This window comes from Shewanella vesiculosa, assembly GCF_009994065.1.
GTDB lineage: Bacteria > Pseudomonadota > Gammaproteobacteria > Enterobacterales > Shewanellaceae > Shewanella > Shewanella vesiculosa.
In genome coordinates, this window is record NZ_JAACSD010000004.1 from 122,113 (window position 1) to 142,760 (window position 20,648).

The 20,648-nt window shown below is 41.9% G+C and carries 20 protein-coding genes; 4 read left to right on the forward strand and 16 right to left on the reverse strand.

Translation table 11 applies throughout. The features are described from left to right. Positions 1 to 19 precede the first annotated feature (19 nt). The 4 genes from crp to GW828_RS02775 all read left to right on the forward strand — a co-directional run bounded on the left by crp (position 20) and on the right by GW828_RS02775 (position 3,123). Positions 20 to 655 (forward strand): cAMP-activated global transcriptional regulator CRP, encoded by a 636-nt coding sequence (gene crp, locus GW828_RS02760; protein ID WP_124018329.1) that lies wholly within the window; start codon positions 20 to 22, stop codon positions 653 to 655. A 131-nt stretch (positions 656 to 786) separates the two neighbouring features. Then, on the forward strand, positions 787 to 1,137 hold the full coding sequence (locus tag GW828_RS02765) for a PepSY domain-containing protein (protein ID WP_124018328.1): 351 nt from the start codon (positions 787 to 789) through the stop codon (positions 1,135 to 1,137). Next, entirely contained in the window at positions 1,118 to 1,792 is a 675-nt protein-coding gene (locus tag GW828_RS02770; RefSeq protein WP_124018327.1) for a response regulator transcription factor, read from the forward strand. The genes GW828_RS02765 and GW828_RS02770 overlap by 20 nt, the downstream gene beginning before the upstream one ends. Further along, positions 1,789 to 3,123 carry a sensor histidine kinase gene (locus GW828_RS02775; RefSeq protein WP_124018326.1) on the forward strand — a complete coding sequence of 445 codons (1,335 nt, stop codon included), beginning with the start codon at positions 1,789 to 1,791 and terminating at the stop codon, positions 3,121 to 3,123. The genes GW828_RS02770 and GW828_RS02775 overlap by 4 nt, the downstream gene beginning before the upstream one ends. A 98-nt stretch (positions 3,124 to 3,221) precedes the next feature. Here GW828_RS02775 and GW828_RS02780 read toward each other — a convergent pair whose 3' ends face one another. The 16 genes from GW828_RS02780 to hfq form a co-directional block, all read right to left on the reverse strand. Beyond that, positions 3,222 to 4,022 (reverse strand): DUF1338 domain-containing protein, encoded by an 801-nt coding sequence (locus GW828_RS02780; protein ID WP_124018325.1) that lies wholly within the window; start codon positions 4,020 to 4,022, stop codon positions 3,222 to 3,224. Between the two features lie 68 nt (positions 4,023 to 4,090). Continuing rightward, positions 4,091 to 5,551, reverse strand: coding sequence for a succinylglutamate-semialdehyde dehydrogenase (gene astD / locus GW828_RS02785; protein ID WP_124018324.1), 1,461 nt, complete (start codon positions 5,549 to 5,551; stop codon positions 4,091 to 4,093). A 9-nt stretch (positions 5,552 to 5,560) separates the two neighbouring features. Then, entirely contained in the window at positions 5,561 to 6,580 is a 1,020-nt protein-coding gene (astA, locus tag GW828_RS02790; protein ID WP_182696699.1) for an arginine N-succinyltransferase, read from the reverse strand. A 115-nt stretch (positions 6,581 to 6,695) separates the two neighbouring features. Then, a complete protein-coding gene (locus GW828_RS02795) occupies positions 6,696 to 7,913 on the reverse strand; it encodes an aspartate aminotransferase family protein (RefSeq protein WP_124018322.1) in 1,218 nt (405 codons plus the stop codon). Between the two features lie 333 nt (positions 7,914 to 8,246). Further along, entirely contained in the window at positions 8,247 to 9,389 is a 1,143-nt protein-coding gene (locus GW828_RS02800; RefSeq protein WP_182696700.1) for an HDOD domain-containing protein, read from the reverse strand. 102 nt (positions 9,390 to 9,491) lie between these two features. After that, a complete protein-coding gene (locus tag GW828_RS02805) occupies positions 9,492 to 11,981 on the reverse strand; it encodes a S9 family peptidase (RefSeq protein WP_273057909.1) in 2,490 nt (829 codons plus the stop codon). 130 nt (positions 11,982 to 12,111) lie between these two features. Then, positions 12,112 to 12,681 (reverse strand): aminodeoxychorismate/anthranilate synthase component II, encoded by a 570-nt coding sequence (locus tag GW828_RS02810; RefSeq protein ID WP_182696702.1) that lies wholly within the window; start codon positions 12,679 to 12,681, stop codon positions 12,112 to 12,114. A 97-nt stretch (positions 12,682 to 12,778) separates the two neighbouring features. Further along, positions 12,779 to 13,246 carry a ClpXP protease specificity-enhancing factor gene (locus GW828_RS02815; RefSeq protein WP_124018318.1) on the reverse strand — a complete coding sequence of 156 codons (468 nt, stop codon included), beginning with the start codon at positions 13,244 to 13,246 and terminating at the stop codon, positions 12,779 to 12,781. Next, positions 13,246 to 13,875 carry a stringent starvation protein SspA gene (gene sspA / locus GW828_RS02820; RefSeq protein WP_011638743.1) on the reverse strand — a complete coding sequence of 210 codons (630 nt, stop codon included), beginning with the start codon at positions 13,873 to 13,875 and terminating at the stop codon, positions 13,246 to 13,248. The genes GW828_RS02815 and sspA overlap by 1 nt, the downstream gene beginning before the upstream one ends. A gap of 95 nt (positions 13,876 to 13,970) precedes the next feature. Beyond that, the gene (locus tag GW828_RS02825; protein ID WP_124018317.1) at positions 13,971 to 14,708 is read right to left on the reverse strand and encodes a cytochrome c1; all 738 of its coding nucleotides are present in this window, start codon (positions 14,706 to 14,708) and stop codon (positions 13,971 to 13,973) included. Beyond that, on the reverse strand, positions 14,708 to 15,922 hold the full coding sequence (locus GW828_RS02830; RefSeq protein ID WP_124018316.1) for a cytochrome b: 1,215 nt from the start codon (positions 15,920 to 15,922) through the stop codon (positions 14,708 to 14,710). The genes GW828_RS02825 and GW828_RS02830 overlap by 1 nt, the downstream gene beginning before the upstream one ends. Then, positions 15,922 to 16,512 (reverse strand): ubiquinol-cytochrome c reductase iron-sulfur subunit, encoded by a 591-nt coding sequence (gene petA, locus GW828_RS02835; protein ID WP_124018315.1) that lies wholly within the window; start codon positions 16,510 to 16,512, stop codon positions 15,922 to 15,924. The genes GW828_RS02830 and petA overlap by 1 nt, the downstream gene beginning before the upstream one ends. Positions 16,513 to 16,922: 410 nt before the next feature. Beyond that, complete coding sequence (gene hflC, locus GW828_RS02840) at positions 16,923 to 17,801, reverse strand: protease modulator HflC (RefSeq protein WP_124018314.1); 879 nt, start codon at positions 17,799 to 17,801, stop codon at positions 16,923 to 16,925. A gap of 2 nt (positions 17,802 to 17,803) precedes the next feature. Beyond that, entirely contained in the window at positions 17,804 to 18,964 is a 1,161-nt protein-coding gene (gene hflK / locus GW828_RS02845; RefSeq protein ID WP_124018313.1) for an FtsH protease activity modulator HflK, read from the reverse strand. A 33-nt stretch (positions 18,965 to 18,997) separates the two neighbouring features. After that, complete coding sequence (gene hflX / locus GW828_RS02850; protein ID WP_124018312.1) at positions 18,998 to 20,305, reverse strand: ribosome rescue GTPase HflX; 1,308 nt, start codon at positions 20,303 to 20,305, stop codon at positions 18,998 to 19,000. Positions 20,306 to 20,325: 20 nt separating this feature from the next. Then, positions 20,326 to 20,583 carry an RNA chaperone Hfq gene (gene hfq / locus GW828_RS02855; protein WP_124018311.1) on the reverse strand — a complete coding sequence of 86 codons (258 nt, stop codon included), beginning with the start codon at positions 20,581 to 20,583 and terminating at the stop codon, positions 20,326 to 20,328. Between the last annotated feature and the right edge of the window lie 65 nt (positions 20,584 to 20,648).

Here is a 20,648-nt window from a genome sequence, read left to right on the forward strand (position 1 = left end):
ATCAATCGAGGAATATCGTATGGCTCTGATTGGTAAGCCAAAACCTGACCCAACATTAGAATGGTTTCTTTCACATTGTCACATTCATAAGTATCCAGCAAAGAGCACCTTAATCCATGCTGGTGAAGAATCTGATACTTTATATTACATAGTCAAAGGTTCTGTCGCAGTATTGATCAAAGATGAAGAAGGTAAAGAAATGATCCTGTCTTATCTTAATCAAGGCGACTTTATCGGTGAACTTGGATTGTTTGAAGAGCAATCTGAACGTACAGCATGGGTTCGTGCTAAGCAAGCATGTGAAATTGCAGAAATTTCTTATAAGAAATTTAAGCAACTTATCCAGGTTAATCCTGAAATCCTTATGAAACTTTCGGCGCAAATGGCCTATCGTTTACAAAGTACTAGCCAAAAAGTGGGCGACTTAGCGTTCCTTGACGTCGCCGGCCGTATTGCACAAACACTATTACATCTTGCTAAGCAGCCTGATGCAATGACACATCCTGATGGCATGCAAATTAAAATTACCCGTCAAGAGATTGGTCAAATTGTAGGTTGTTCACGTGAAACGGTAGGCCGTATTTTAAAAATGCTTGAAGAACAAAGTTTGATTCAAGCACACGGTAAAACTATCGTCGTTTACGGCACACGCTAAACAACTAAGGCTTTATAGGGCTAAAACGTAATGTTTAAGCCTTAATCATATAAGCTTCAGCTTGATTTAAGCCAATATACTTAAAGTGGTGTTCATACTCTGAACGCCACTTTTTTTATTTTGGAGCGACCATGAATAGCTTGTTCTCCATAGCAATAAGCAGCTTAATGGCCATCACGATTAACCAGCAAGATATTCCCACAAAAGAACTCGCTCTGGATCATGATAACGTCCAAAAATTAGTATCTTCTGGTAATATAAGGTCATTAGATGATTACTTAGCTTGGATATCACAGTATTGTGATGGCCACTTAATCGATGCGCAACTATACCAATATCAGGATAAGTGGCGCTATGACCTGCAATTTAGGCTAAAACAAGGGCATGTTGTTAATCTGCAATTAGATGCAGCCAATGGCATGCAAGATCCATTGACTCAATTACCGAGCGAATGTACTAAACATGAAACTGTTACTCGTTGAAGATAACCCATTACTGGTTGCTGAACTTGAAAAACAACTCAAGCAAGCAGGTTATATTACGGACGTCACAGATAAGGCCATTGAAGCCGATTATTTGATGAAAGAAACAGATTATGACTGCGTCATTCTCGATATTGGCTTACCCGATGGCAATGGCTTGTCATTAGTGACTCAATGGCGTGAACGTGGCATCAGTACCCCAGTTATTATGCTAACGGCCCGCAGTCAGTGGCACGAAAAAGTGGAAGGTTTTAATGCTGGTGCTGATGATTACTTAGGTAAACCGTTTCACACTCAAGAGCTACTCGCAAGAATTCAGGCACTTATCCATCGAGCTCATGGACGGGTTAATTCATCATCAAAACAACTCTGCTACGCTGGGGTTAATCTCGACGAAAATGAGCAGAAAGTGACGGTGGGCGGACAAGAGTATGAGCTGACATCAATGGAATTTAGGCTACTGAAAATTTTCTTAATGTCGCCAAGAAAACTACTATCTAAACAGCAGCTTACAGACAAACTTTACCAGTTTGATGATGAGAAAGAAAGTAACGTCGTTGAAGTATACGTGACTCATTTACGTAAAAAGCTGGGTAAAACGGCTATCGAAACCCGTCGCGGTCAAGGTTATATCTTTCATGGCATCATTGAATGATGTCAATTCGCTTTAAATTAAGCTTATGGCTGAGTGGATTGATCATCATTGCTACTCTCATAGGCTTATTTTTGTTTGAATCTATGCTGCGAGATGCGTTTCATGACTCCATCATTAACCGTTTAGAAGAAGATTTAGAACATATTATCATTGCCACTCGGCTCGATGATGGCGAACTGGTTATCGACCAAAGCCAATTATCCAGTTTTTATCGCCCGGCTTATTCAGGCCGCTATTTCCAATTAAATTTACCTGACCGTACTATTCGTTCTCGATCCTTATGGGATGCAGAGCTGCAGATCGAACCCTTACAAGCGCAGCAAAAACGCGTATGGCAAGCTAAGGGGCCAAAAAATAATGATATGCAGCTGCTCTCTATTGGTATTGGTGCGCCTAACAGTCCCAACACGGCCACACTGACAGTAGCCCAAGATCTTAGTATTGGTCGCCGCGTCTTCAGTGAAGTCTTTGGCGCTAAACTGGCAATCAATATTGGCATGTTATTGGCGATGATCGCCGGTATCTTCATTATTTTACGCCAATCGTTTAAACCAGTGAATCAAATCCAGGGCGCACTGGCTAAATTGCGCGAAGGTGAGATAGCTTCGTTAACCATGTCGCAAATACCGGCGGAGATCCGTCCGCTAGCAGAAACCTATAATGAGCTATTAGACTACACCGCCAAACAAATTGAACGCAGTCGAAATAACCTAGGCAATTTAAGCCATGGCTTAAAAACACCATTAGCAGTGATGCAGCAACAAGTTGAAGCCCTCGGGCTCACCCACCCTGACGCCGCAATAGCAATGCAGCAGCAATTAGATTTAGTGCATAAAATGATTGAGCGTAAACTGGCTGCGGCGCGAATAACGGGTGACATGCTACCCGCTGCACAGCTGGCTGTTCCAAAAGATTTCGATAGCTTAATTCAAACCTTACATAAGGTGCATCATCAGCGCGTCATTGAATGCCGAGTGGTTAACGCACAACATATTAGTCGCATCCCCATTCATCGTGAAGATGGCATGGAGTTGTTTGGCAACCTGCTCGATAACGCCTTTAAATGGGCGAATTCACAGGTGAACATCAGCATAGTTGATTTGCCATCAGGAGAGATATTAATCCAAATAGAAGACGATGGCTGTGGTGTTATGCAAGAGCAAATTGCATTGTTAACCGCTCGTGGAACCCGACTCGATGAAGCAACTACGGGTCACGGACTGGGCTTGTCGATTGTGAAAGAGATCTGTGAGCAATATGGTTTTATATTAAAATTTAATCGTAGTGAGACATTACAAGGGCTTAATGTCAGCATTTTGATCAATCCATAAGCTTCCATGCTGTCCTTTTACTGAACCAAGCCTTTGCTACGGCCAACAAAAAGACCTAATTGATAACTCAATTAGGTCTTTTTTAGTTGTACACAACATTACATCATTGAATTGGTACTTTCAAAAATCTTGTCTGCAGATGCTGCAACAAAACCAGTATAAAGCTGACCATTATCCATTGGGTAACGACGGGCGAATTCATAGAAACAACTTGGAATTTCTACATCGCCATCAGTGAAGTTAACCACGACTTTATCGGCCATGGTAGAAGACTGTTCTAGCAGTACTTCTGGCGAACCTTTAATCTCACCACCTGAACTATTTAATACAAAACCGGCCTGTTTTAAGGCTTGGTTTACATCTTCAATACGCTCAAACTCTGGCAGGTCATTAATTGATACTGTGAAGTGATTAGCGCGGTAACCTAACGCAGCGACCCAAGCGGCATATTCACTTTCAGCAAGTAAGGCTTTGTAAGTGGCTTTGTCTAGATCCCAATGACGACCTGAATAAATGAAATTATCGGCAGTCGTTGCTGTGACATCCACTTGGTCGATTAAACCGTGGATAGTTTTTTGCAGTTCAGGGCTAAACTCCTCGACTAACAGCTCAGAGATAAACACCTTTGGCTGTGTTGGATCAGGATGTTCAAAATGCTTAGCTATCAGTTTTTTCTGTACAAACTGATAATCGCCACAGTCGACATAACCGATAGAGGTGAAATGCTCAGCCAATACGCTTAAATTCACTTTGGCGATATTAAACGTACGCAACGCGATATGGTCATTGATGATAGGAGCACCATGACCTAATAGTTGATGAATTTTCGCCGCTGAAGGCGTCATCTTAATGTAGTCTTGCCATAGGGCAGCAAATAAAGCATTAACGTCAGTATGCATGGTTAAATCCTTCTAAAATAAGGCTGGCGAACACGTCACCAGCACGGATCATGCGATGAATTTATCAGTTAAATTGATAAACCAGGGCTTAAAGTTGCAGGTAAGCTTACTGAATCAGCTTCCATTGAAGCGACAGGGTAAGCGCAATAATCAGCAGCATAAAACGCACTTGCACGATGGTTACCCGATGCGCCAACGCCACCAAATGGTGCCGCACCTGATGCACCTGTGATTTGCTTATTCCAATTAACAATACCAGCACGAATGCGCGCGAGGAAGTAATCGTAATCTTCACGGCTGTCAGCGAGTAAACCGGCAGATAAACCATAACGAGTCGCATTCGCTAAATGGATAGCTTGGTCAAAATCACGGTAACGAACTAACTGTAATAATGGACCAAAATATTCTTCATCTGGTAACGCTGCCACTTGAGTAACGTCAATTAAACCTGGAGTCACTAAACCCGTTCCAGCTTCAACTTGCACTAACTCAACTAACGGAACGCCACCTAATGACTTGAGTGTTGCTTGCGCAGCAACCATACCAAGCGCTGCAGTTTCAGAAATCATTGAGCCCATAAAAGGTTGTGGTTGAGCGTTCCAAGCACCGACTTTGATTTGCTTAACAGCCTTGACTAGTTCGGCAATTAACGCATCGCCTTGCTCGCCCTCTTCAATGTATAAACGACGGGCACAAGTACAACGCTGACCAGAGGAAATATATGCAGACTGAATAATGTCATGGACTGCCGCTTTAGTATCAGTAACGCCTTTAACGATAAGCGGGTTATTACCACCCATTTCAAGGGCTAAAATTTTACCAGGAAGGCCGGCATATTGTTCATGTAAAATATGCCCAGTGCGAGAACTACCGGTAAAGAATAGTCCATCAATTTGCGGGTGTGATGCTAACGCTTTACCTGTGTCAACTTCGCCTTGCACTAGGTTAATCACACCTTGTGGCAAGCCAGCTTTATCCCAACACTTTAGCATTAACTCAGCCACTTTAGGTGTTAGTTCTGATGGCTTAAACACCACTGTGTTACCGGCTAATAATGCAGGCACTATATGACCGTTAGGTAAATGTCCCGGGAAGTTATATGGACCAAATACAGCCACAACACCATGAGGCTTGTGACGTAATACCGCACGACCTGCTGGCAGATCATTGGTTTCAGTACCTGTACGTTTGTCGTGAGCTTTTGCTGACAAAGCGATTTTGCCAATCATGGCACCAACTTCAGTGGCGGTTTCCCATTGTGGCTTACCGGTTTCTTGAGCGATGGTTTCAGCTATCTCGGCTTTATTATTTTCTAGTTGTGCGCGATAAGCTTCAACAATGGCTAAACGGGCGTCATAACCCAGCATAAACCAATCAAATTGCGCCGCACGAGCGGCATCTACAGCTGCGTTCACTTGAGTCGCGGTTGCAGTGTTACCTTGCCAAATGACGTCACCGTTGGCTGGGTTTTTTGAGTTAATTTCATGACCTTCGCCAGCTAACCACTGACCTTGAATATATTGTGTCATTTCTTGCTCCTACATTGCTAAAACACGAATTTGCTCGCCTTCGCTGACCATAAGACCGGCAGCAATTTCAGTACTAAGCACCACATTATCGTGTTCATCAGAGACCAACAGTTTTGCCGCCGATGCGCGATAATCAGCTAGCAAGGTGTTGGAAATAATAAAATGGTGATCGGCATGTGGCATTTTACCAATGCTCACAGTAAGTAAACGGCTCTTTTTTACCGAGCGAATATCTCCGATTGAACATTCAACCGTTGGACCACCATCAAAAATATCGACATAATTTCGGAATTTAAATCCTTCCGCTTGCAGTAACCGCAGTGCTGGCTTAGTGTTTTTATGCACTTCACCAATCACTTTTTGGGCTTTTTTAGGCAGCATACAAACGTAAACAGGGTTACGTGGCATCATTTCAGCCATAAACGCTTTTTTACCTAAGCCTGATAAATAATCAGCCTCAACAAAGTCGATACCTAAAAAATGATGCTGCAGCCATTCGTAAAATGGTGATTCACCATGATCGTCACTGACCCCTCGCATTTCTGCGATAACAGTTTCACCAAAACGATGTTGATGCTGCGCTAAAAATAAAAAACGCGAACGCGACAACATGCGCCCGTTATTACCTTTGCGATAACCGTCTTTTAAAAACAAGGTGCACAGCTCAGCCGCTCCCGTATAGTCATGGCATAGAGTCAGGGTTTCAACTTCATTACGAACTGAGATTTGTTGAGAGTGATACACCTCAGTACCTAAACGGTAATGATAAAAAGCATCTTCCATGCCGACAGCAGCTTCAATACCACAAGTGCCGACAACTTCACCGGTTTTCATGTCTTCAAGCACCATTAAATAACCTTCGTCAAAAGGTTTATCAACATGCTTGGTAAAAGATGCTTCTGCCCTAGCAATCTTTGAACGCAGTAACTCTTCGTTAACTGGTAAAGATGTAAAACCGTGGCCTGACTCGACTGCAATACCATAAAGTGCATCGTAATCACTTGCACGGATAGGACGTATGATTAACATCTTAATCTCCTCATTGCGCCACAAATAAACTGCGCTGAAATACTTTTCGGCGCAATTTCACTTTGTTGGCGTACCCAAACAAAAAAGTGCAAGCTAGGCTCACACTTTTTGTTCATTAACCTGCAACCACTTTTGCTACCGCGCGATCAAAACGCAATAGACCTTCAGCGATATCAGCTTCAGGGATAACCAATGAAGGAGCAAAACGCACAACGTTTGCACCCGCCATCAAGCTCATTAGACCTTCAGCAACAGATGCCACTAAAAAGTCACGACTACGGCCTTCATATTGCTCATTTAATACCGCACCAAGTAATAATCCCTTGCCACGGATTTCACTAAATACGTTGTATTTAGCATTAATAGCCGCTAAACCATCACGGAATAGCTGTTCACGATGTTTAACGCCATCAAGTACTTCTTTGGTATTAACCACGTCCATTACCGCATTACCTACTGCACAAGCAAGTGGGTTACCGCCATAAGTAGAACCATGAGTACCAATTTTTAAGTGAGCAGCAATTTTTGCAGTAGTTAGCATTGCTGCAATCGGGAAGCCACCGCCTAACGCTTTAGCGCTAGTTAAAATATCAGGCACGATGTCAGTACCCATGTATGCAAATAACTCACCAGTACGGCCTACGCCTGTTTGTACTTCATCAAAAATAACCAATGCGTCATGCTTATCGGCTAAGCGACGTACTGCTTTTAAGAACTCAGGGTCACCATTGATAATACCGCCTTCACCTTGAAGAGGTTCAAGCATGATGGCACAGGTTTTGTCTGAAATAACCGCTTCAAGTGCAGCGATATCATTAAAAGGTACATGGGTAATACTTTGAGGCTTAGGGCCGAAACCATCTGAATATGCTGCTTGACCACCAACAGTTACAGTAAAGAATGTCCGGCCGTGGAATGCTTTATCGAAGGCGATGATTTGATCTTTGTCTGCACCATGGTTGTCTAGAGCATAACGGCGCGCTAATTTAAGTGCGGCTTCGTTCGCTTCTGCACCAGAGTTGGCAAAATAAATACGCTCAGCAAATGTGGCATTGACTAACTTTGTGGCTAATTCAAGTGCAGGCTCGTTAGTCATCACGTTAGATAAGTGCCATATTTTTTCGCTCTGCTCTTTTAATGCAGACACTAATGCTGGGTGACAATGACCTAAACAATTTACTGCAATACCACCAGCGAAATCGATGAATTCCTTACCTTCTTGATCCCACACTCGGCTACCGGCTCCACGAACAGGTATAACGGCCGCAGGCGCATAATTAGGCACCATAACTTCATCGAATTGGGCACGGGTTAGGTTCATTTCTACACTCATTGCATTTTATCCTTCAGGTTGTAAACGGTTTTAAAGCCGCTGTTTCCGCTGTTTGCTTTATATTCTGTAAGTGCATTAGCGGAAGTTTGTATTATTTATGCGACATTATTAGCGAAAATGTGATCAAAATACCAGTTCAGTACAATTAACTTCTGCAGGCCAGATCAGCATTATGCATAAAGAATTAAAAATATGAATAAACAAAGCGTTTATTGGAGGTTATGAAGCATAACTAGTCATAAAAAAAGTTATTTGGCTCCATTTTGTGTAGCTATTCATCAAAAGTGAATAATTACACAGATTTAACATTTGCTCGAAACGCAAAAAACAGCGTTAAAGTAAATTGAGTTTACGGAAATTTTTCCCTTTAAGACGAATTAATTCTTGAGCTGAAAATTGATAGTAATCGAACATAATTCTTTTTTCTTGTGGGTCGATTTGTTGCTGCTCCTCTAGCAAAAGCACTTTGGCGTAACAACTCGCTTTAGCCACAATTGCAGCGTCGACGGATAACTCGGTAAAGTGGTAATCGTGATCGAGTTCTTTTAGCACTTGAGTCATCGCTGAGTCATCAAATTGCAGTAAACTGAGTAGTTGCCAATTTAAGCTATGACTATGCTGCAACACTTGTTCTAAAACGGCCTCAGCAGGAAAATCTGTTGCCATAATAGCATCATAAACTTGTTTCTCTCGACTAAGGCTGGCTTCTCGTAGCCATGTCCCCCAAGTTTTATCAAATATATGCCCGCTTTGACTGAGAATGATCGAAGTAGCAAATTGATACATTAAGGCACAACAATAAGCCAAACTGGGCTCTTTATTATGTAACTCAGCTAAGGTTTGCGCGGCAATGGCACTCACCATGCTATATCGCCAAAGCTTGCGGGTTATCCACAATAAATTGGCATTACCTGTAGGTAGCCAATGGCGTAAACAAAAATAAGGGATCAATAAACGTAAATTTTCAATACCAATGTAATTGAGTACCAGCTTGATATCGGTCACTTGGACATCGGAGTTTTTGGGGCGGCGGTGGCCAGATGCAGGGCTGTTAATTAAATTAATTAAATCACGCGATAACCAACTAATACTTTCAATAATTGGTCGTAGTCGATTGATGTTAAGATCTGGATCTAATAATAAATCAAGCAATAAAATTTGGCCTTCACCAATTGCTGATGCTTCTAATATCATTTGTGGATTAGCTAACTGATGCTCTATTGCATTATTAACCGTATGGGTTAGCAGTGCAGACACCTCAAGATATACTTGTTTCTCTTTTGCTTGCTTATCAATGCGCAGCTTTAATGCTTGACGCTCAATATCAAGCTTATTGGCGTTTTCTTCTAAGTCTTCGCTGATCTCATCTGGCATAGCATTAACTTTATGCTTACCCACAATAAGCTGCTTATAGAGTCGGCGCTCAATTTCGATGACTTTTCCGGGCCTAACCCCACCTGCTATTGATATTGCCACTCACATTGCCTTTTATTGTGTTAATCGCTTAATAATAAAAATTAAGGCTTCTCAAAGGAAGCCTTAATAAATATTTATTTGTCTTTTTGAACTTAGCGCTGACTATTTCAGCTCTTGTTCAAACAACTTATAAATACGACGATACTGATCTAACCAACTAGAAGGTTGCTTAAATCCATGTGGCTCAACAGGATAGATTGCCGTTTCAAACATCGGTTTTTCTAATTCAATTAGACGTTGCACCATGCGCACACTGTCTTGGAAAAATACGTTATCATCTAAGACACCACTCATGATCAGTAATGGTTTTTGTAAACCTTGAGCATGTTCTATCGGCGAACTACGCTCATAAGCGATAGGGTCAACGTCAGGCGTATTTAAAATATTAGAGGTATATGGCGCATTATAATGAGCCCAATCGGCTACAGGACGTAATGCGGCCCCTGCTTGGAATAAATCAGGTTCATTAAATAACGCCATAAAAGTAAGGAAGCCGCCGTATGAACCACCATAGGTGCCTACACGTTGAGGATCCACATTAGCATTGCTTGCCATCCAAGCCACACCATCTTTTAGATCTTCCACTTCTGGATGGCCCATATTACGATAAACCGACGTACGCCAATCACGTCCATAACCTTTTGAACCGCGATAATCCATATCCATTACCACGTAACCTTGTTGGGTTAACAAGTTATTGAACATAAATTCACGGAAGTAACCCGAAAATCCATAATGAGCATTCTGTAAATAACCCGCGCCATGATTAAACATCACTGCCGGATATTTATCAGCCTGTTTAGGATCATAACCTTGCGGCAAATAAACCCGCGCATAAATGGGCTCTGCACCATGGGTTGAAGGTAACGCAACAACTTGCGGTACTTGCCATGGATATTGTTTAAATGCTGTGCTGGTATAGTCGGTTAATTGGCTAATCTCGCCACCAATAGGCTGAATATAGAGTTCATCGGGGTGAATAGCAGATGAAGCTGTTAATAACAGTGATTGGCCATCAGGGCTTAAGCTGTAATCCAATGTCCCTAACCACTGAGTCAGTTGTTCTGATTTTCCGCTGGCAATGTCTACACGGTAAACATTATAACTGCCCGGATGGTCTTTATTAGCACGGTAATAAAAGTATTTTGCATCTGGAGATAAGGTCACATTATCAACCACAAATTTACCCTTAGTTAATGCCAATACCTTACCTGCGGCTGTTTTGGTATATAACTGAGAGAATCCAGACTCTTCAGATAAGTAGTACATGGTATCTGTACCGGTTATCCAACCGAATTGATTAAAATTATAGTTAACCCAAGCATCATCATGTAAGCGATGCTCAGTGGAGAGTTTGCCTTTTTGAAGATCGACGCTCGCGATCCAGCGATCTTTATTATCAACCGCTTCAAGCATCACTAATAATTTATCGCCAGAATCATTCCACTGAATAGCGCTTTGACTCCACTCCCAATCTTGCATTAACTGCACTAAACGCGGCGCTTTGTGGCTTTCGTAGGTTTTACCTTGGGCTTTTGCATTTTCAGCTTTAACGCTAGCAAGTACATCCTCATCAAAACCGGCTAGGCCTTCAATGGTAATATCTTTTTTACTGTGTTCAGTAAGGTCGAGTAATACTAAACGCTGACCTGGGAAAACATCTTCTGCCACACGAGCACGAGCAGGCACGGGATCAACATAACCTTCTTGCCCTAAATAATTGGGCATAATGTCGTGTTCTGCACGCCAACTATAATTTTTATCCGTTAACGCCAATAGAACGTAACGTCCATCTGGCGATAAACTCATTTCTGAAACAACTTCCGCATCACCTAAATACCAAGGTTTTGCTGAAAAAGTCGGATCAGCTTTAGCCAATGATTCGCTATATTCATCACGCGTCAGACTGTTATCGTGTTGCATGGCAACATATTGGATTAATCTTTGCTGCTGTTTGGCCATAAAAGTACTGGGGGCTGGCGTATTTTTAGGCTCATTTTCCATTAGGATTGCAGCCATTTGCTCCACAAGTCCACTAGATTGGTATAAACGAAAAATATTATTACCTTGCCAAAATGCAAGATCGCCGCCGCTCAAAAAGCGAACGTCGCTAATCGGATCATTTTGGCGAGTCATTTGAGTAATATCGCCGTTTGATAAATCTTTTACAAATACGTTACCTTGATAAATGTAAGCTTTTTTAGTTTTAGCTTGATTCAACACACCATTACGCTGATCAGCAAGGTGTAACTGATCCAATGCTAGTTTATTCGCTTCAGACTGGCCGATGGCTTGTTGATAAAAATTACGAATAGGCGACTGGTGTGCTTGGCGACTAAAATACACCGATTGGCTGTCATCACTCCAATAGGCTCCTTGGGCAAATATTCCCATCCAATCCGGATTAGCCATGATTTGATTAAGCGTTAATAACTGATCGACTTTTGGAGGTTGGGCTAATGGCACCATCAATGATGTAGCGGTAGGCTTTGCGATAACCATCGTATCGTCATTTTTTGCTGTCGCAGCACAGCCACTGATCATCGCCAAAGAAATTGCGCTCACCGCAAAGTTTCGCATAAAGCTTGTCATGGTTATCCCTTTTATTATTTTTTAAGCGCTCTTTATAGCATAAATATACGCGAGAATTTAGCCAGATTGGTTGCAGAAGTTGTAACAGAATAAGTGATAATGAACTTAAATAGGTAGCCTTGATTACACTTTATAACTGTAAAAAGTTATTCAGCAATTCGTGTCCTTGCTGGGTCAAAATAGACTCAGGATGAAACTGCACACTGTATATACGTAAATCAGCATAGCTCATCGCCATAATTTCACGCCCATGAACAGGGTCATCAAACCATGCGTCCAGCGTAAAATTCTTGGGAACGTCATTGATCAACAATGAATGGTAACGCGTCACTTGCAAAGGTAATGCTAACTGAGAAAATAATCCCTGTTGATTGTGCTCAATTAAGCTGGTTTTACCGTGCATAACACGCTTTGCACGTACAACATCAACACCAAACACTTGGGCAATGGCTTGATGGCCGAGACAGACACCTAAAATAGGCAATCTCCCAGCAAAATATTCAATGGCGGCAAGCGAGATCCCTGCTTCGTTTGGAGTGCATGGACCAGGAGAAATGATTAAATGAGTGGGCGCTAATGCTTCAATTTGTTCAATGGTGATTTCATCATTACGCTTAACGAGGATCTCTTGTCCAAGCGTTTGGAAGTATTGCACTAAGTTGAACGTAAAAGAATCATAATTATCAATCATCAACAACATTTGGGGTTCCATTTGAGCGATAAAAAATGGTGATACTGCAATTTTAGCTTAAAAAAAACCAGCCTTGCGACTGGTTTTATGTCATGGTAACGGATCGTTACTTCACCACAGTTAAATGGTTTTTACGCTTAGCTTTGTCACCAGTAGTAGATTTAGGCGATGGCGGTAATGTCGAAGTATCATCAACAGATTTCATTGATGGTGGCACAGATGACAACTCATCCTGCTCACCTTCGATCATATACGCATCTTCCATATCAAATACAGTGCCGGCACCGTTTTCACGAGCATAAATGGCCACAATTGAGGCCATTGGTAAATACACATTTTGTGGAACACCACCAAAACGGGCATTAAACTCGACGGAATCATTCGACATGTGAAGATTTGCCACAGCTCCAGTTGCAATATTCAAGACAATTTGACCGTCTTTAACAAATTGCTGTGGAACTTGTGTACCGTTAACAAATGCATCCACGACTACGTGTGGCGTCAAATGGTTATCCATCAACCACTCATAGTAAGCACGCAACAAATATGGACGATTAGCTGTTATTGGTTTCATCACATGCCCATGCGCATTTCGCGCTCAGCCTCAGTTAACGATGCTTTAAATGATTCACGTTCAAAAATACGTGTCATATAAGCACTGATATCTTTCGATGTACGCGGGTCTAAGTGAATACCTAATACCGGTAAGCGCCACAATAATGGGCCTAGGTAGCAATCAGATAAACCAAACTCTTCGCTCATGAAGTATGGCATTTCAGCAAATACTGGCGCTAAAGCGATTAGACTTTCCATTAACTCTTTACGCGCAGCATCAGCTTTTTCACCTTTACGGATACGCTCAACAAGCGCATACCAATCGGTGTCGATTCTGTGCATCATTAAACGGCTTTGGCCGCGAGATACTGGGTATACAGGCATTAGTGGAGGATGAGGAAAACGTTCATCCAAATATTCCATAATAATGCGAGATTCGTACAACACGAGTTCACGATCAACTAAAGTTGGTACCGAGTTGTATGGATTTACTTCAAGTAAATCTTCAGGCATCTCACTTGGGTCTACCTGTAAAACATCAACGGTAACCCCTTTTTCAGCCAATACGATACGTACTTGGTGACTATATAAATCATCGGCACCAGAAAAAAGTGTCATGATAGAGCGTTTGTTGGCAGCAACAGCCATTGATACCCTCCAGAATGTAGAAAAAACAAAACAAACGAGGGGCTAAGCCCCCCGTTTACAATATGCGGATAATGTATATTAACCGTTATTGATGGCTAGTGCACATCTTTCCAGTATTCTTTCTTCAACAAATAAGCAATGATGAAGAAAATAAACAAGAATCCAAGTACCCACCAACCTAAAGCTTCACGCTCTAACTGAACGGGTTCAGCCGAATAGACTAAGAAACCCGTGATATCACGAACTGCTTGGTCGTACTCTTCTGCACTCATTTTGCCACCAGTAGGAGGATTCATGCCGACCAACGTCATAGTTTCAACACCATCAATGACAGTCTTTTCATATTGAGGAGTTGCAACACCTTGTAAGTCTTGTAAAACGTGCGGCATAGCCACTAATGGAAACACGGTATTGTTCACACCAAATGGACGCGTTTCATCAGCATAGAAACCTTTTAAGTATGAAAATACCCAATCAGCTCCACGTACACGAGCAACCAAGGTTAAGTCTGGAGGCGGAGCACCAAACCATTTAGCCGCATCAACGGGAGGAATAGCGTTTTCCATTAAATCACCGATTTTAGCATCAGTGAACATGTACTTATTACGCATATCATCGCCACTGATGTCTAAGTCAGTTGCTACACGCTCATAACGTTGGTATTTAGTGCTGTGACAACCTGAACAATATTGCTGGAATAAATCCAGACCACGCTCTAATGACGCTTTATCATGCAAGTTAACGTTAGCGCTTTCTAAATGAACCTCGTTTCCACCTGCAGCCATAGCGAGAGATGGCAGTAGTGTAACTAATGCAATTAATAACTTTTTCATTAGTGTGTCACCCTCGTAGGAACTTCTTTTGTTTTCTCATTCTTACTGTAAACCCATAGGGCTACGAAGAAACCAAAGTAAGTGAAAGTGAATACACGTGCCGCAATAGTTAGCTCAGGCGTTGCAGGAACCACACCTAAATAGCCAAGAATAATGAACGACACAGTAAATTGTGCGATGTTGATTTTGTGAATCAAACTACGGTAACGGATAGATTTGACTTTACAACGGTCAAGCCAAGGCAGAACAAATAGCACTGCAATCGACAGACCCATAGCAACAACACCGATTAACTTGTCGGGAATTGCACGTAAAATCGCATAGAATGGTGTGAAATACCAAACCGGTGCAATATGCGCAGGAGTCTTCATTGGGTTAGCCGCTTCAAAGTTTGGCTTCTCAAGGAAGTATCCACCACCTTCAGGCATAAAGAACAGCACATAACAGAACACGATTAAGAAGCCTGCTACACCCATAATATCTTTTACAGTGTAATAAGGGTGGAATGGAATACCATCAATAGGCCATCCGTTCTCATCTTTGTTCTTTTTAATTTCAACACCATCAGGGTTGTTCGATCCCACTTCATGTAATGCGATTAGATGTAAGAACACCAACACAACCAATACAAGTGGCAGCGCAATAACATGTAATGCGAAGAAACGGTTTAGTGTTGCACCGGAAATAACGTAGTCACCACGGATCCACAATGTTAGGTCATCACCAATAACAGGAATAGCACCAAACAAAGAGATAATTACCTGTGCGCCCCAATAGGACATTTGTCCCCAAGGCAGTAAGTAACCCATAAATGCTTCAGCCATCAACACTAAAAATATCAACATACCAAACAGCCATAAAAGCTCTCTTGGTTTTTGATAAGAACCGTAAATTAATCCACGGAACATGTGCATATAAATGACAAAGAAGAACGCTGACGCACCAGTAGAGTGCATATAACGTAATAACCAGCCGTATTCAACATCACGCATTATGTATTCAACAGAAGCGAATGCACCTTCTGCTGTTGGTACGTAATTCATGGTTAACCAAATACCAGTCAGTAACTGGTTAACTAAAACTAATAATGCTAATGAGCCAAAGAAATACCAAAAGTTGAAATTCTTTGGTGTGGCATACTGACCCACATGACGGTTATACGTTGCCGTCATTGGGATGCGAGCATCAATCCAATCAATAATATTCTTAACCATTACGCCGCTCCTGTATCTACACCGATGATAACGTTAGCGTCATCGATATATTTGTGCGGTGGAACCACTAGGTTTAATGGTGCAGGAACACCCTGGAATACACGACCAGCCATGTCAAATTTAGAACCATGACAAGGACAGAAGAACCCAGATGTTACACCCTCAACCTGCTCACCGAATGAATCAGGTAGATAAGTTGGTGAACAACCTAAGTGGGTACAGATACCGACTGCTATGAAAAATTCAGGCTTAATAGAACGTGCAGGATTAGTTGCATATTCTGGTTGCTGCATTTCTTCGGAAGCAGGATCACGTAATTGACTGTCTAATGTTTTAAGATTATTTAGCACAGTTTCTGTACGACGAACGACCCAAACCGGTTTTCCGCGCCATTCGACACGAATTAACTGACCTGGTTCAACTTTACTAATATTTACTTCAACCGGCGCACCTGCAGCTTTCGCTTTGGCGCTCGGATTCCATGACTTGATGAAAGGAACCGCTACAGCGACGGCACCAGCACCACCTACTACGGCGGTTGCAGCTGTCAGGAATCTGCGACGTCCGGTATCGACTGGCGCATTGCTCATCCACTTATCTCCCAGAGGGTGTTGGAATTTTTATATTTCAATACTTTAGCGATCACAAAGGGTGAAGCGCTAAAATCATACTTTGAGGCGGTGCTCATTATAGCGAAAAATTAGAACTAGATCATAGAGAAAACATACATCTAGAGTGAGGATATTAACATTTTTTTCAAAAACGCTTATAAATCAGCCAGATTATAACAATTAGTCGTCCCTTAATTAGTGCTTAAGGAGGTAATAAAGACATTTAAAACAAGCAATTATTAATAAAAAGTAATCAAAAACATAATAAAAAGTCTTCGTTATGATTTATGACCGTTTTTAGAAAAACTGAATTCATACTAATTAGATTAACTTTTAGCCACAAAAAAGCTCGGTAAAGACCGAGCTTTTTGAACTAAATGATATAAATGTTACTTACCGCTAGACGATTTCATGTATTTGAAGAAATCACCTTCAGGCTCTAACACCATAATGTCATTCTTACCGGCAAAACTTGCTTTGTAAGCTTCTAGACTACGTAAAAAGCTATAAAACTCAGCGTCTTTACTGTAGGCATCAGCATAAATTTTTGCCGACAATGCATCACCTTCACCACGAATGGTAAGCGCTTTACGTTCAGCTTCAGCAACCTTTACTGTCACATTGGCATCAATAGTCGCACGGATAATTTCAGCTTGTTCTTTACCTTGTGCACGGTGCTCTTTTGCCACAGCTTGACGTTCAGCACGCATACGTTGGTAAATACTAGTACTGACATTAGCAGGTAAGTTAATTTGCTTTACGCGCACATCAACCACTTCAATACCAAGATTCTCAGCACTTTCAGAAGCGTTTTGTAATGCGTCGGTTTGCAACTCATCACGCTTACCAGAAACAATCTCCTTGATAGTGCGACGACCAAATTCAGTACGTAAGTCGTTGCTGATTTTGGCTTGTAATAAGCTTTCTGCATTGGCTTTAATACCGCCATTGGTAGAAAGATAGTACTTTTCAAAATCACGAATACGCCACTTAACATAAGAGTCGACCATTAAATCTTTCTTTTCAGAAGTCACAAAACGATCCGCGGCACCATCCAATGTCTGAATACGAGAATCCAGATATCGAACTTTATCTACCAAAGGAAATTTAAAGTGAAGGCCTGGTGCAAAGACGGTTGTTACGTCATCTTCTTTGAGTACCTTACCGAAACGTGCAACGATGGCACGTTCACCTTCGCTTACCACCATTAAAGAGGAAAAACTCACCCCTAAAATGATGACAAGAATGATCACTGCTAATCTACCCATTGTTAGTTCCTCCCTTGGCGAAGACGATCTTCGCGGCTGAGACGACCATCAGTCGGCATACTAGTAATCGGCGTATCAACACCACTACTAGAGACAGAGTTGATGTGACGTTCTACCTCAGGTTCTACTTGATTACGCTGACTCTTAGAAGAATCCATCAGCTTATCCAAAGGTAAGTACATCAGATTACCGCTACTTTTGGTGTCGACAAGTACTTTATTAGTATCCGCCAACACAGATTGCATTGCATCTATGTATAAACGATTTCGAGTTACATCTGGCGCAGCTTTATACTCAGGTAATAACTTCTCAAATCGAGCGACTTTACCTCTAGCTTCAAGAACTTCACGCTCTTTATAAGCACTAGCTTGTTGTGCCATACGTTCAACTTGTCCACGCGCTTTAGGTTCGATTTCGCGGGCATAAGCTTCAGCTTCACGAATAAAGCGCTGTTCATCTTCCTGAGCTGAAATTGCATCATCAAATGCATCTTTTACTTCTTCTGGAGGACGAGCGGGTAAAAAGTTAACATCACGAATTTCTAAGCCTAGTTTATATGGCTCAATAATACGCTCTAACTCTGTCCAAGTATCACGACGAATAGCATCACGCCCGGTGGTTAAAATGTCATCCATACGATTGTGACCAATGACATAACGCAATGCACTGTCAGTCGCTTCACGTAAACTCGAGTTGGCATCAACAGCACTGTACAGATATGAATAAGCATCTGATACGCTGTATTGAACCACAAGCTCAACATTCACAATGTTTTCGTCAGATGTCAGCATTCTGCCTGACGCAGGGATCGAACGGAACGTTTCCACGTCAACCATTGTCACCTCATCAATAAAAGTGGCTTTCCAATGTAAACCGGAGCTCACTTCACCAATGTGTTGACCAAAACGGAGTAACACACCACGCTCAGCTTCCTTAACTGTATATAAACCAGACAATGCCCAGATAATGACGGCAATAACGGCAAAAACAATCAATAAAGATGAATTAAATGGCTGACCAGAGGCGCCATTGCCCCCCTTGCCACCAAAACGTTTTGATAGGTTACGAAATACTTCGTCAAGATCTGGTGGCCCTTTATCGTTACCACCTTTATTTCCCCAAGGGTCTTTGTTCCCCTTGTTACCGGGCTCATTCCAAGCCATTTAGCACTCCATAATTGGATGAAATAAATGAGATTAACAAGAGATGTCTACTTCTGAGTCGTCAAAAATAAATGTCTCTAATTCCCCTTGACTCTGTTTAGCTAATCGGCGCCAATCGGCATCCGATAAACGAACAGATAAAATACAGTTCCCCAGATCGTCATACTCTTTCTGCTGTATTGCATCCAGTCGATAAAACTGGCCAAGATAATGTCCTGCTGATGCAGGTATTTTCAATGTAAGCTCGCAAATAACTTGACCGATTAATTCGGTTATCGCTTTAAGCAGCAAATCAAATCCAATGCGTTTTTGCGCAGAGACCCAAACCCTTTCAGGTTTACCGTCTTCACCGTAATCGATACGAGGCGCGAAATCTTCAAGCAAATCAATTTTATTACACACGACTAATTGCGGGATTTCATCGGCATCGATTTCTTTAAGTACACTTTGTACTTGTTCAAAATTTTCAGCCATATTGTCATCGGCACAATCAACGATGTGTAAAAGGATCTCTGCTTGTCGAGTTTCTTGTAATGTGGCTTTAAATGCTGCAACCAGGTCGTGAGGTAAATGACGAATGAAACCAACTGTATCTGCTAAAATTACCGCACCGTCGGGTAAGGATAATTTACGCAGTGTTGGATCTAATGTTGCAAATAATTGATCTGCAGCATAAACGTCCGACGAAGTTAGCGCATTAAATAATGTCGATTTACCTGCATTGGTATAACCCACCAAAGACACTGTTGCTAAATCACTTCGCTTACGAGCTCGGCGGCTTTGCTCACGTTGTTTATCCACTTTATCAAGTCGACGATTAATGTTCTTAATCCGCCCTCTTAATAAACGTCGGTCTGTTTCAAGCTGGGTCTCACCCGGCCCTCGCATACCAATACCGCCTTTTTGTCGCTCTAAATGAGTCCAACCACGAATAAGGCGCGTCGACATGTGGCGCAATTGCGCTAGCTCCACTTGCAACTTACCTTCATGAGTCCTTGCTCTCTGAGCAAAAATATCAAGAATCAGCGTAGTTCTGTCTAAGACTCGGCACTGGCATACTAATTCAAGATTACGCTCTTGAGCAGGACTCAATGCATGATTAAAAATCACTACATTGGCCTCTGTAGCAGCTACCATTGCGGCTAGTTCTTCAGCTTTACCGGTACCGATAAAAAATTTACGATCTGGCGAGCGTCTACTGCCAGTAATCACTCCAACAGAGCGAGCACCAGCAGATTCAACTAATAGCTGTAACTCAGTGAGATCCTCTCGACGTTCGTCGTCGGAAAAATCTATGTGTACTAATACCGCTGTTTCACCCGCTTCATAACGATCAAACAAAAATTGTATTCCTTTTCAAATTATTCAGCATCGCTTTCTTCACCATGGGCAGTCCCTTGGTGAGCAGTAACGTTAAATGGGCGTGCTGGTACGACTGTTGAAATAGCGTGTTTGTAAACCATTTGGCTTACAGTATTTTTCAACAAGATAACAAATTGATCGAATGACTCAACTTGGCCTTGTAATTTAATACCATTCACTAAATAGATAGAGACTGGTACACGCTCACGACGCAATGCGTTCAAAAATGGGTCTTGTAAAGATTGCCCCTTAGCCATTTGAATTTCCTTTTTTATTTTAAAATATGTTGAATTAAGTTTTATTGTTTAGTTTTAGTATTATA

What these genes read in the sequence shown, in the direction of transcription:
- petA (WP_124018315.1), bottom strand. Translation starts at nt 16,512, where the DNA reads ATGAGCAATGCGCCAGTCGATACCGGACGTCGCAGATTCCTGACAGCT.
- GW828_RS02825 (WP_124018317.1), bottom strand. Translation starts at nt 14,708, where the DNA reads ATGAAAAAGTTATTAATTGCATTAGTTACACTACTGCCATCTCTCGCT.
- GW828_RS02830 (WP_124018316.1), bottom strand. Translation starts at nt 15,922, where the DNA reads ATGGTTAAGAATATTATTGATTGGATTGATGCTCGCATCCCAATGACG.
- GW828_RS02765 (WP_124018328.1), top strand. Translation starts at nt 787, where the DNA reads ATGAATAGCTTGTTCTCCATAGCAATAAGCAGCTTAATGGCCATCACG.
- hflK (WP_124018313.1), bottom strand. Translation starts at nt 18,964, where the DNA reads ATGGCTTGGAATGAGCCCGGTAACAAGGGGAACAAAGACCCTTGGGGA.
- astA (WP_182696699.1), bottom strand. Translation starts at nt 6,580, where the DNA reads ATGTTAATCATACGTCCTATCCGTGCAAGTGATTACGATGCACTTTAT.
- GW828_RS02805 (WP_273057909.1), bottom strand. Translation starts at nt 11,981, where the DNA reads ATGACAAGCTTTATGCGAAACTTTGCGGTGAGCGCAATTTCTTTGGCG.
- hflC (WP_124018314.1), bottom strand. Translation starts at nt 17,801, where the DNA reads ATGGGTAGATTAGCAGTGATCATTCTTGTCATCATTTTAGGGGTGAGT.
- GW828_RS02810 (WP_182696702.1), bottom strand. Translation starts at nt 12,681, where the DNA reads ATGTTGTTGATGATTGATAATTATGATTCTTTTACGTTCAACTTAGTG.
- crp (WP_124018329.1), top strand. Translation starts at nt 20, where the DNA reads ATGGCTCTGATTGGTAAGCCAAAACCTGACCCAACATTAGAATGGTTT.
- GW828_RS02775 (WP_124018326.1), top strand. Translation starts at nt 1,789, where the DNA reads ATGATGTCAATTCGCTTTAAATTAAGCTTATGGCTGAGTGGATTGATC.
- GW828_RS02780 (WP_124018325.1), bottom strand. Translation starts at nt 4,022, where the DNA reads ATGCATACTGACGTTAATGCTTTATTTGCTGCCCTATGGCAAGACTAC.
- sspA (WP_011638743.1), bottom strand. Translation starts at nt 13,875, where the DNA reads ATGGCTGTTGCTGCCAACAAACGCTCTATCATGACACTTTTTTCTGGT.
- GW828_RS02815 (WP_124018318.1), bottom strand. Translation starts at nt 13,246, where the DNA reads ATGAAACCAATAACAGCTAATCGTCCATATTTGTTGCGTGCTTACTAT.
- GW828_RS02770 (WP_124018327.1), top strand. Translation starts at nt 1,118, where the DNA reads ATGAAACTGTTACTCGTTGAAGATAACCCATTACTGGTTGCTGAACTT.
- astD (WP_124018324.1), bottom strand. Translation starts at nt 5,551, where the DNA reads ATGACACAATATATTCAAGGTCAGTGGTTAGCTGGCGAAGGTCATGAA.
- hfq (WP_124018311.1), bottom strand. Translation starts at nt 20,583, where the DNA reads ATGGCTAAGGGGCAATCTTTACAAGACCCATTTTTGAACGCATTGCGT.
- GW828_RS02795 (WP_124018322.1), bottom strand. Translation starts at nt 7,913, where the DNA reads ATGAGTGTAGAAATGAACCTAACCCGTGCCCAATTCGATGAAGTTATG.